This is a genomic window from Luteimonas sp. A534, from assembly GCF_054072805.1.
In genome coordinates this window covers 68809-80400 of record NZ_JBSVRR010000002.1, presented here as the reverse complement: position 1 = coordinate 80400, position 11592 = coordinate 68809, and the positions used below count along the sequence as shown (strand labels likewise).

Here is an 11592-nt window from a genome sequence, read left to right as displayed (position 1 = left end):
GGCCTACCGTCGGCCACGTGCACATCGAACAGGATCGCGCCTTGCAGAACAGCGACACCCCCGCCGGCTTCGGGATTGCCGGGCTCCAGCTCGACCTCGCGCCGGGCGACAACCTGGAACGGATCGCGAGCGAAGTCGCGCAGGTCGCCAGGCGCTTCCCGTGGGTGCGGATGGTGCTGCTGGGCGAACTGGGCTGCTTTGGCGCCAGCACCGGCCACGCGCAGTGCCTGCCCGGCGACGCCGAGGAGGTCCTGCGCGGCATCGCGCGCGACCACGGGATCTGGCTGGTACCGGGCTCGCTGTACGAGCGCGACGGCGACCGGGTCTACAACACCACGCCGGTGATCGACCCCAAGGGGGAGGTCATCGCGCGCTACCGCAAGATGTATCCATTCGCGCCCTACGAGCGCGACGTGTCGCCGGGCAGCGAGTTCGTGGTCTTCGACGTGCCCGGCGCCGGCCGCTTCGGCGTCTCGATCTGCTACGACATGTGGTTCCCCGAAACCACGCGCTCGCTGGTTGCGCTGGGTGCGGAGGTGATCCTGCACCCGACGCTGACCAACACCATCGACCGCGACGCCGAAGTCGCGATCGCCCGCGCCAGCGCGATCACCAACCAGTGCTATTTCGTCGACATCAACGTCGCCGGCCAGCTCGGCGTCGGCCGTTCGGTGGTCTGCGGCCCGGGCGGTGAAGTCATCCACGAAGCCGGCAGCGGGCGCGAAGTGATCGCGTTCGAGGTCGACTTCGCCTACCTGCGCCGCTGCCGCGCCCGCGGCTGGAACGGCCTGGGACAGCCGCTGAAGAGCTTCCGCGACGGACGCGTCGTGTTTCCCGCCTATGGCGCGCCCAGCGCGCCTTCGTCCGCGCTGGACGCACTCGGCCCCCTGGAGCTGCCGGGAGCCGAGTAAGTCCAGCCACACATCCAATCACGCTTTTTCGATTCTTGCCTGGGGAGGCCGAGATGAACAACGCCATGCACGCCAGCCACATCAAACCTGGCCACCGCCAACCCTGCCGCTCGCTGCTCGCCGCGGCGATCGTCGCCGGCCTCATCGTGCAGGCGCCCGCGCTCGCCCAGGACACCGCAACCGACGACGCGGCGCGCGTCCAGCCCACCGAGCTCGACACCATCGTGGTGACCGCGCAGGGCCGCGAGCAGGACATCATCGCCGTGCCCTACAACATCAGCGTGGTCTCGGGCGAGGCGATCGAGGCGCAGAACATCCTCGACACCGCCGAACTCATGCGCGGCGTCGCAGGCGTGGCCGTGGTCGACCGCGGCGCGCGCAACTCCAGCGTCGTCAGCGGCATCCGCATCCGCGGCCTCAACGTCGACAGCTCCGCGCTGGGCGACTACGCGGTCTCGGCGATGTCGCCGGTGGCGACCTACATCGACAAGACGCCGCTGTTCGCCAACTTCCTGCTCTCCGACATCGACCGCGTGGAAGTGCTGCGCGGGCCGCAGGGCACGCTGTACGGCTCCGGCGCGCTGGGCGGCGCGGTGCGCTTCCTGCTGCGCCAGCCCGAACTCGACGTCTGGAGCGCGCGCGCGAGCCTCAGCGCATCGAGCGTCGACGGCTCCGGCGGCATCGGCTGGTCCGGCTCGGGCACGCTGAACCTGCCGCTGGCCGAGACCCTCGCCCTGCGCCTCAACGTCACCAGCAACGACTATGCCGGCGTCACCGACTACCGCAACGTCTACCGCCTGGACGCCGAAGGCATCCCGACCGCGCCCGACGGCATCTTCGCGCCCACGGCCGAGTACGAGAACGCCCGCGACGCCGACACCGTGCGCCAGAACTACGGCCGCGCCTCGCTCTTGTGGAAGCCCAGCGACACCTTCGACCTGACGCTGAGCTACATGGCCCAGGCCGACCGCTTCGGCGGCCGCCGCGGCACCAGCCTCGGCAACGACGGCTGGGGCGTGCCTTACGACGACCTCGAAGTCGGCTCGGTGCAGCGCGAACCCGCGGCGCGCCACGTCAACCTGTCCAGCCTCGAGGCCAACGTCGACCTCGGCTTCGCCACGCTGACCTCCAGCACCTCGTACTACAACCACGAGGGCGACATCACCAGCGAGAACACCGGCTTCTACGCCCAGAACGGCTGGCTGGGCTTCTACTACAACTACCCGCGGCCGCTGGCCACGGCGGTGCGCAGCCACGGCGAGAAGGCCTTCACCCAGGAGCTGCGCCTGATCTCGCAGACCGAAGGGCCGTTCGACTACGTGCTCGGCGCGTACTACCAGGAGCAGGACCGCTACGCGACCCAGGTCAGCTACCTGCGCGGCTTCAAGCGCTGGTGGGACGCCGCCTTCCCGGGCATCGAGGACGCGGTGATCAGCGACGTCGACTTCGACTACCGCCAGGACGAGACCTTCAAGGAAACCGCGGTCTACGGCGAGCTGACCTGGCACGCCAGCGACAGCCTGGCGTTCACCGGCGGCTTCCGCCATTTCCGCCACGAGGCGGAGACCGATGTCGCGCAGACCACCAGCAACTGGGCCTCGCTCGTCGACAGCTCGCAGTCGCACGGCGAGGAAAGCGATACCCGCACCCTGTTCAAGGGCAACGTGTCCTGGTTCTTCGCGCCGCACAGCCAGCTGTACGCCACGGTCTCCGAGGGCTACCGCCGCGGCGGCACCAACGGCACGCCGACCACCGGCAACTTCGCCGAGGACCCGGCGTGGACCAGCTACAAGTCCGACACCGTGCGCAACCACGAGCTGGGCATCAAGGGCCGCATCGGCAGGGCCAGCTACAACGCCAACGTGTTCTACGTCGACTGGGAGGACCCGCAGGTCAACAGCTCGACCACGTGGTGGGGCTTCTTCGCGGTGCAGAACGCCGAGAAGGCGAGCACCCGCGGCGTGGAGCTGGAACTGGCCGGCGGCATCGGCGAGGGCTTCAACTACAACCTGGGCTACACCTACACGAAGGCGGAACTCGAGGCCGACGCCGTGGCCGTCGACGGCGCCTATATCTACGGTTTCAAGGGCGACGCGCTGCCCGGCGTGCCCGAGCACCGCTTCAACGCGGGCGGCAGCTACGGCATCCCCGTGGGCCGTGGCCTGCTGACCATCCGCGGCGACGCCTACTACCAGTCGGAGTCGGAAAACGCGCTCAGCCTCAACCCGAAGTTCCAGCGCACGCTGGACGGCTTCCCGCTGTTCAACGCCTCGGCCACCTGGAGCGTCGACAGCTGGGACCTGACGCTGTGGATGAAAAACCTCGCCAACGAACAGGGCGTCAGCGGCGTCTACACCGAGGAATACATGGGCACGGCGCCCGCCGAGGGCTACTTCGGCAACGGCTCCAAGGCGCTGGTGACGCTGCCGCGCACCGTGGGCGTGACGATCGGCTACCGTTTCTGACATGGATGCAGGTCAGCCGGTCGGGGCGATGACGGACGCCGCCGGCGATGCGCTGCGGCGGATCGACGCCTTGCATCGCAGCGGCGAGGCCGCGGCCTGCATCGACGCGATGCACGCACTGGTGGTCGACGCCGACCGGCAGCCCGACCTGCTGCAGGAGCTGGGCCTGCGCTACACCCTGCTCGGCCTGTTCCGTGAGGCCGAGCGCTGCTACCTGCGTGCGCTCGCGCTGCATCCCGACGACCCGTCCTGCCTGTACAACCACGCCACGACGCTGATCGCGCTGGGCCGGATGGACGAGGCGGAGGCCGCGCTTGACCGCGTGGTCGCGCAGGCGCCCGGCGACGGCGATGCCTGGTACAACCGCTCGACGCTGCGCCGGCAGCTGCCAACGCGCAACCACGTGGCCGAGATCGAAGCGCGGCTCTGGCAGCTGCCCGACTCCGACCCTGCTCGGGTGCCGCTGTGCCACGCGCTGGCCAAGGAGCGCGAGGACCTGGGCGAACACGCCGCCTCGTTCGCGGCGCTCAAGCGTGGCGCCGATGCGCGCCGGCGCCGGCTGCAGTACCGGGTCGAGGACGACCTCGACACCATGCGCCTGATCGCCGACACCTTCGATGCCGACTTCTTCGCGCGGCAGCACGCCGGGCGCGACGACGCCCGGCCGCTGTTCGTGGTCGGCCTGCCGCGCAGCGGCACCACCCTGGTCGACCGCATCCTGTCCTCGCATCGCGCAGTGACCAGCCGCGGCGAAAGCGCCGCTCTGGCACAGGCAGTGGTGCGCTTGGCGGGCGCGGCCAGCGGCAAGGCCGACCTGGTGCAGCGCACGGCGCGGATGGATTTCGCCGCCCTGGGCCGCGCCTACTGCGACACCCTGCCCAGCGGCACGCTACCCGGCGGCAGCCCGTCCAACGGCCGCCGGCCGGCCGGCGACCCCGCGCGCGTGATCGACAAGACGCCGGGCAATGCCCTGTACCTCGGACTGGTGGCCGCGGCGCTGCCGCAGGCGCGCATCGTCCACCTGCGGCGGCATCCGATGGACGCCTGCTACGCCATGTACAAGACCCTGTTCCGCATGGCCTATCCCTTCTCCTACGACCTCGACGACCTCGGCCGCTACTGGCTGGGACACAGCGAACTGATGGCGCACTGGCGGCGCGTGCTGCCCGCCGACCGCTTCCTGGAAGTGGACTACGAGGCGCTCGTGGACGAGCCCGAGGCGGTGAGCCGCCGCCTGGTCGCCCACGCCGGCCTGGACTGGGACCCGGCCTGCCTGGCCTTCGACCGCAATCCGCAGCCGACGCTTACCGCCAGCGCGGCGCAGGTGCGGCAGCCGGTCTATCGCAGTTCGGTCGGGCTGTGGCGCAACTACGAACACGAACTGGCGCCGCTGCGGCGGCGCCTTGAAGAGGCCGGCGTACCGATCGGCGACCCTGTGCCCGGTGACCGCGGGTTCGACCACCACCGGGATCCCGCCGCATGAATGCCACCACCAACCCGCCCGCCAACGGGATCCCGGTCGCGCAGGCACCGGACCGGCTGTGGCTGTACGCGCTGCTGGCGCTGATCGCCACCGCCGGCTTCTTCTACGTCAACATCATGGCCGCGATCGTCGACGGCCTGGTCATGGGCCTGGGTTTCACCAACCCGCAGGCCGGCACGGTCGGCGCGGCCAACATCTATGGCGCCAGCGTCGGCAGCTTCCTTGCCGTGCTGCTGGTGCGGCGGCTGCGCTGGCGGCCGGCGCTGTTCGCGCTGCTGTCGGTGCTGCTGCTGCTCGACCTGGGCTCGCTGGCGATCCGCGAACCGGGACTGCTGACTGCGATGCGCGCGCTGCACGGCCTGGTCGGCGGCCTGGCGGTGGGCATCAGCTATTCGGTGATGGCGCGCACGCACTCGCCCGACCGCGCCTTCGGCATGCTGCTGCTGGTGCAGTTCGGCCTGGGCGGCCTGGGGGTGATGTTCCTGCCCGGGCTGGTGCCCGAGTACGGCGCCGGGATCCTGTTCCTGACCCTGGCTGCGCTGACTGCGTGCTCGATGGTGGCGCTGGCCGTGATCCCGCGCTTCGACGGCGAGGCCGGCGCGTCCGGGACCACGAACGTGAAGACGCGGATGCCCGGCGCGCTGCGCACGACGGCGGTGCTGGCACTGCTGGCGCTGTTCCTGTTCCAGGCCGGCAACATGGCGCTGTCGGCCTTCATCATCCGCCTGGGCGAACACTTCGAACTCGGCCGCGACTTCATCGGCCAGGCGCTGGGCTGGGCGACCTGGATCGGCGCCGCCGGTGCGGGCCTGGTGATCTTCATGGGCACGCGCTTCGGCCGCATGCGTCCGATCCTCATTGCGATGCTGCTCACGCTCGCCGGCACCGCCGGCTTCTTCTGGAGCGGCATGCAGCCGGTGTTCTTCCTCGCCAACATCGGCACCGCGATCACCTGGTCGTTCGTGGTGCCCTACCTCTTCGGCATGCTGTCGCGGCTGGACCCTTCCGGACGGCTGGCCACCCTGGGCGGCTTCATGTCCAAGCTGGGCCTGGCCTCGGGCCCGCTGGTCGCGGGCAAGGTGCTGCACGCGGACGACTTTCACCTTCTGATCAGCATGGCCGTGGTCACGCTGTTTCTCTCCGGCGTGGTGGCCATGGCCGCCGCACGCCGGGTGGACCACATGGAGCCTGCGTCATGAGCGAAACGACATCCCCCGCATCGCTGTCCCTGTCCGACCCGGGGCTGCTGCGCACGCGCGGCCTGATCGATGGGCAGTGGCTGGACGCCGACGACGGCGGCACCTGCGACGTCACCAATCCCGCCACCGGCACGGTGCTGGGCACGATCCCCGACATGGGTGCCGGCGAGACCGGGCGCGCCATCGATGCCGCGCACGCCGCCTTCCCCGCCTGGTCGCGCACCACGGCGAAGGAGCGCGCCGACGTGCTCAAGCGCATGCACCGGCTGATGCTCGAGCACCAGGACGACCTGGCGCGCCTGATGACCGCGGAGCAGGGCAAACCGCTGGCCGAGTCGAAGGGCGAGATCGCGTACTCCGCGGCCTATCTGGAATGGTTCGCCGAAGAGGCGCGGCGCATGTACGGCGACACCATCCCCGGCCACGCCGCCGACAAACGCATCATGACCCTGCGCCAGCCGGTCGGCGTGGTCGCCGCGATCACGCCGTGGAATTTCCCTTCGGCCATGCTCGGCCGCAAGATCGCACCGGCGCTGGCCGCCGGCTGCACCGTGGTCGCCAAGCCCGCGACGCAGACGCCGTACTCGGCGCTCGCGCTGGGCGTGCTGGCCGAGCGTGCCGGCCTGCCGCCGGGCGTGCTGAACATCGTCACCGGCCGCGACGCCGCCGCGATCGGCGGCGAGATGACCGGCAATCCCAAGGTGCGCAAGCTCAGCTTCACCGGCTCCACCGGCGTGGGCAAGAAGCTCATGGCGCAGTGCGCCGAGGGCATGAAGCGCGTGTCGATGGAACTGGGCGGCAACGCGCCCTTCATCGTCTTCGACGACGCCGACCTCGACGCCGCGGTCGAGGGCGCGATGGCCAGCAAGTTCCGCAACACCGGGCAGACCTGCGTCTGCGCCAACCGCCTGTTCGTGCAGGAGGCGGTGTACGACGCCTTCGCGGAAAAGCTGGGCGCAGCGATCGCGAAGCTGCGCGTCGGCGACGGCCTGGCCGGCGCCACCGAGCAGGGCCCGCTGATCGACGCCAAGGCGCTGGAGAAGGTGGAAGAGCACGTGGCCGACGCGTTGGCCAAGGGTGCGCGCGCCGCCATGGGCGGCAGGCCGCATGCGCTGGGCGGCACCTTCTACGAACCCACGCTGCTGCTGGATGCGACGCCCGGGATGCTGCTCGCCCGCGAGGAAACCTTCGGCCCGGTGGCGCCGCTGTTCCGGTTCGCGAGCGAAGACGAGGTGCTCGCGCTCGCCAACGACACCGAGGTCGGCCTGGCCGGCTACTTCTACACCCGCGACCTGGCGCGCGCGTACCGCGTGGCCGAGGCGCTGGAGTGCGGCATTGTCGGCATCAATACCGGGCTGGTCTCGACCGAGGTCGCGCCGTTCGGCGGCGTCAAGGAGTCGGGCATCGGCCGCGAGGGCTCGAAGTACGGCCTCGATGACTACACCGAGCTGAAGTACGTGTGCATCGGCGGGATCTGATGCCGGTGCGGCGCGCGGTGATCGGCACGCTTGCCGCGCTGATGTTGCTGGTCACGGGCAACGCTGCGGCGACCGATGCAGCCAGCACCGGTACGCGCGCACTGCTGGACCGCGACACCCTGCTGTCGGGCACCTACCGCCGCAGCGTCGACCTGTCCGCCTACGCGCCGCTGCCCGACGCGCTGCCGCCGACGCAGCGCTTCGAAGGCCGGCTGCGCCTGTCCGGCCAGCCGTCCACACGCCCCCTCGTGGCGCTGGACGGCTTCCTGGAACCAGGCGACGTCGCGGCCGCCCGCACGCTGCCGCAGGACATCGACATCGCCTTCGTGCAGGACGGCGACGTCCTGGTCCCCGCACGGCGCGGGCCCATCCCCGGGACGCATCCCTGGTGGGAGCTGGTGTTCGAAGCCGGGCGCGCCTGGGACGAGCCCGGCGACGCCGGCTGGACGCGCGCGGCGATTCCCTTCGCCCTGGTGCAGAGGAACGCCAACTGCACCCACAACGGCGTGCTGATGCTGCTGTTCAAGTCCGACGGCCAGGTCTCGCGGGCGGCGATGCAGGTGTCGTCCGAGACCTGTCATTACCTGCAACTCGATATGTGGGGCCTGCTGGAGGCCGCTTACGTGCCGGGGCCGGTTGCAGGTAGCGATGCACTCGTCGCCGCCCACGCGCGCGAAGTCGCCGCGCGCCTGCCGGTGCGGCCGATGTCGGCACTCGCCGTCGACCACCCCGGCATCGATCCCGACCGCTTCGCCATCGGCGCGCCGCGCGGGCGCAGCGTGCACGGCGTGGTGTTCGAAGGTGTCCACTACCGCTCGGGCTGCGATACCCGCCACGGCGCATACCCGTATTGCGACGCGATGGACCTCCCCTCGTACTCGATCGCGAAGTCGGCGGTCGCCGGCATCGCGCTGATGCGGATGGAGCGGCTGCATCCCGGCGTCGCCGATCTGCCGGTGAGCGACTTCGCGCGCGCAAGCGGCTGCATGACGGAGACATGGGACGGCGTGCGCTTCCGCCACCTGCTCGACATGGCCACCGGCCAGCACGACGCGCCCGCCTACATGGCCGACGAGGACGATGCCAAGCTGCGCGGCTTCCTCGCGCCCGACACGCACGCGCAGCGCCTCGCCTTCGCCTGCGAGGCCTACCCCCGGCGGGAGGCGTCGGGCACGCGCTGGGTCTACCACACCTCCGACACCTACCTGCTGGGTACCGTGCTGCAGGAGGCGCTGCGGCGCCTGCCGGACCGCGAAGGCGACGACATCTTCGACGACGTGGTCTGGGCCGGCGTGCTCGGCCCCATCGGCCTGAGCCCCACCGCGCGCGTCACGCGACGCAGCCACGATGCCGCGCGCCGGCCGCTGTTCGGCTTCGGTCTGACCCTGCTCGGTGATGACATCGCCAAGCTGGCGCGTTTCCTTGGCGAAGGGCAGGGCCGCATCGATGGCCGACCGCTGCTGGACCCCGCGATGTTCGACGCCGCGATGCAGCGCGATCCGCAGCGGCGCGGGCTGCAGGTGGCGACGCTTGAGCGCTACCGCTACCAGCACGGCTTCTGGGCGCGCGACCTGCAGCCGGAGCTCGGCTGCGCAGCGCCGACGTGGGTGCCTTTCATGTCCGGCTTCGGCGGCATCACCGTGGCGATGCTTCCCAATGGCGTGACCTGGTACAACGTCGCCGACGACGGCCTGCTGGCCTCGATCGACTTCGCGGCGCCGGCGGTGGAAGCGGCGAAGCTGGGGCCGATCTGCAGCGACGACGCACAAGCCCGATAGCGGCGCCCACCGGGACAACGATGTTCCCCGGGACGGCGGCGCTCAGGCGCCCTTGTCGGTCCGCAACACCCGCGTCGCGCGGTCGCTGCCCGCGGCAGGACGCGCCACCACCCAGGCGAAGGCGACGATGCCCAGCACCACCAGCGCGGCGCCGCCCAGCGCCATGTCGCGTGGCCAGTCCTCGCCCAGCAGGAGCGCGCCCAGCAGCATCGCGAACACCACCTCGGACCCCTGCATCGCCTCGGCCGCGCCCAGCGCCAGCGGGTGGTTGCGCACCATGCCGGTGGCCTGGAAGAACAGCACCATCGCGATCACGCCCGCGAACAGCGCCACGGCCGCACCCAGTAGCAGCTGAGACGCGGTCGGCAGGCCCTGCGTGGCGCCAGCGTAGATCGCCAGCACGACCCAAAGCGGCTGGCTCGCCAGGGTCATGCCGAACACGCGCTGGGTCGCATTGAGCGGCTCGTGCGTCTGTTCCAGGTGCAGCAGCAACAGCCGGTTGCCGAGCGGGAAGGCGAACGCCGCGACCAGCAGGCACACCAGCGCCACCCATCCCGCGGCAGCAAGCGCACCGTCGGCGTGACCGAACTGCATCAACAGCACGCCGGCGAAGATCAGCGCCGCGATCGCCAAGCCGGCACGCGGGATCCGGCGGCGCGCATCGCGGTACACGAAGGGTGCGCACAGCATTCCCGCGATCACCGTGAACTGGAACGTCCCGGCCACCAGCCAGGACGGGCCACTGGCGGCGGCGAAGCTGAGCATGCAGTAGAACAGCCCGAAGCCGATCAGCGAGCAGCGCACCCAGGGCCAGGGGTGCGCGGCGATCGCGCGCAGCACCGGCTTCATGCCGCCCTGGAAGGGCATCAGCACCAGCATCAGCGGCAGGGTGAACAGGTAGCGCAGCGAGGCGATCCAGGTCCAGTGCGTGGCCTGGTCCGCGGCGACGCGGTTGAGCACGTAGGTGAAGGTGAAGAACAGCGCCGCGCACAGGGCGATGCCGACGGCGGCCAGCGCGCGGCCGGGTGCGATGACGTCCTTGGACATGGCGGCTGCGGCGTCGGCGACGATCAGGCGGCGCGGGCGGCGTCGACGTGGTCGCGCGCGCGGGCGAGCGCGGCGACCAGCGCATCCACCTGGTCTTCGTCGTGCGCCGCGCACAGGGTCACGCGCAGGCGCGCGCGGCCTTCGGGCACGGTCGGCGGCCGGATCGCGGCCACGCGGAAGCCATCGGCGTCCAGGCGTGCGGCCATGTCCAGCGCGCGGGCGTTGTCGCCGCAGGGCACGGGCTGGATCGGCGTTTCGGACTCGGGCAGCTCGAAGCCCCGCGCCTGCATGCCCTCGCGGAAGCGCTGCACCAGCGCGCCCAGCTTCTCGCGCCGCCAGTGCTCGCGCCGCGCAAGCTTCACCGACGCCAGCGCGGCCGCGGCCTGCGGCGCCGGCAGCGCGGTGGTGTAGAGATAGGGACGCGCCGTGCCGGCGAGATGGTCGATGAGATCGACATCGCCGGCCACCACCGCACCGTAGCTGCCCAGCGCCTTGCCCAGGGTGATCAGCTGCAGCGGCACATCGTCCACGCCCAGGCGCGCCTCGGCCACGCTGCCGCGACCGCCGGGGCCGAGCACACCGATACCGTGGGCGTCGTCGACGTAGAGCAGTGCCGACTGCATGCGCGCGGCGAGCGCCAGCTGGCGCAGCGGCGCGACGTCGCCGTCCATGCTGAAGACGCCGTCGGTGACGAGCATCGCGGCGCCTTCGGGCACGGTGCGCAGCTGGCGTAGCGCGCCCTCGGCGTCGGCATGCGGATAGCGGCGCAGGCGGCAGCCGGCCAGGCGCGCGCCGTCGATCAGGCTGGCGTGGTTGAGGCGGTCCTGGACGCTGGTGTCGCCGTCACCGAGCAGCGCCTGCTGCACGGCGAGGTTGGCCATGTACCCGCTGCCGAACACCAGCGCGCGCGGCACCTCCAGCCAGTCCGCGACCTCGCGCTCGAGCGCCTCGTGGGCGACGTGGTGGCCACAGACCAGGTGCGAACCGATGCCGCCCACGCCGTCGCGGGCGGCGGCATTCTGCATCGCATCGACCACCTGGAACTGCTGCGAGAGACCGAGATAGTCGTTGCCGCAGAAGTTGATCAGCCAGCGGCCATCGAGCTCCATGCGCACGCCGTCGCGGCGGCCGACCGTGCGACGGCTGCGCACGAGGTCGTGCGCCATCGCCTCGGCGCGTTGGGCCTGTGCACGGCGGCGGAGGTCGGGGCGCTTGGTCGCCATGACCCGGA

Annotated in this window: 8 protein-coding genes; 6 read left to right on the top strand and 2 right to left on the bottom strand. The window is 71.0% G+C overall.

Features of this window, described 5'->3' with window-relative positions:
* The first annotated feature begins 17 nt into the window (after positions 1-17).
* From ACW5F0_RS05070 to ACW5F0_RS05045, 6 genes are read left to right on the top strand one after another with little or no spacing between them, the layout of a single operon-like run.
* Complete coding sequence (locus ACW5F0_RS05070) at positions 18-911, top strand: carbon-nitrogen hydrolase family protein (protein WP_456999200.1); 894 nt, start codon at positions 18-20, stop codon at positions 909-911.
* Positions 912-964: 53 nt separating this feature from the next.
* The gene (locus ACW5F0_RS05065; protein WP_456965362.1) at positions 965-3376 is read left to right on the top strand and encodes a TonB-dependent receptor; all 2412 of its coding nucleotides are present in this window, start codon (positions 965-967) and stop codon (positions 3374-3376) included.
* Position 3377: 1 nt separating this feature from the next.
* The gene (locus ACW5F0_RS05060) at positions 3378-4859 is read left to right on the top strand and encodes a sulfotransferase (RefSeq protein ID WP_456999199.1); all 1482 of its coding nucleotides are present in this window, start codon (positions 3378-3380) and stop codon (positions 4857-4859) included.
* Positions 4856-6058, top strand: coding sequence for an MFS transporter (locus tag ACW5F0_RS05055; RefSeq protein ID WP_456965360.1), 1203 nt, complete (start codon positions 4856-4858; stop codon positions 6056-6058). Before ACW5F0_RS05060 ends, ACW5F0_RS05055 begins: the two co-directional genes overlap by 4 nt.
* Entirely contained in the window at positions 6055-7536 is a 1482-nt protein-coding gene (locus tag ACW5F0_RS05050; protein ID WP_456999198.1) for an NAD-dependent succinate-semialdehyde dehydrogenase, read from the top strand. The genes ACW5F0_RS05055 and ACW5F0_RS05050 overlap by 4 nt, the downstream gene beginning before the upstream one ends.
* A complete protein-coding gene (locus ACW5F0_RS05045; protein WP_456999196.1) occupies positions 7536-9314 on the top strand; it encodes a hypothetical protein in 1779 nt (592 codons plus the stop codon). Before ACW5F0_RS05050 ends, ACW5F0_RS05045 begins: the two co-directional genes overlap by 1 nt.
* A 42-nt stretch (positions 9315-9356) precedes the next feature.
* On the opposite strand, the gene ACW5F0_RS05040 is transcribed toward ACW5F0_RS05045, so the two are convergent.
* The gene (locus tag ACW5F0_RS05040) at positions 9357-10361 is read right to left on the bottom strand and encodes a multidrug resistance efflux transporter family protein (protein ID WP_456999195.1); all 1005 of its coding nucleotides are present in this window, start codon (positions 10359-10361) and stop codon (positions 9357-9359) included.
* A gap of 23 nt (positions 10362-10384) precedes the next feature.
* Positions 10385-11584, bottom strand: a complete 1200-nt coding sequence (gene bioF, locus ACW5F0_RS05035) for an 8-amino-7-oxononanoate synthase (protein ID WP_456999194.1) — start codon at positions 11582-11584, stop codon at positions 10385-10387.
* Positions 11585-11592: the final 8 nt, after the last annotated feature.

Coding starts and splice junctions, on each gene's coding strand:
- ACW5F0_RS05045 (WP_456999196.1), top strand. CDS start 7,536: ATGCCGGTGCGGCGCGCGGTGATCGGCACGCTTGCCGCGCTGATGTTG.
- ACW5F0_RS05060 (WP_456999199.1), top strand. CDS start 3,378: ATGGATGCAGGTCAGCCGGTCGGGGCGATGACGGACGCCGCCGGCGAT.
- ACW5F0_RS05050 (WP_456999198.1), top strand. CDS start 6,055: ATGAGCGAAACGACATCCCCCGCATCGCTGTCCCTGTCCGACCCGGGG.
- ACW5F0_RS05065 (WP_456965362.1), top strand. CDS start 965: ATGAACAACGCCATGCACGCCAGCCACATCAAACCTGGCCACCGCCAA.
- ACW5F0_RS05055 (WP_456965360.1), top strand. CDS start 4,856: ATGAATGCCACCACCAACCCGCCCGCCAACGGGATCCCGGTCGCGCAG.
- ACW5F0_RS05040 (WP_456999195.1), bottom strand. CDS start 10,361: ATGTCCAAGGACGTCATCGCACCCGGCCGCGCGCTGGCCGCCGTCGGC.
- bioF (WP_456999194.1), bottom strand. CDS start 11,584: ATGGCGACCAAGCGCCCCGACCTCCGCCGCCGTGCACAGGCCCAACGC.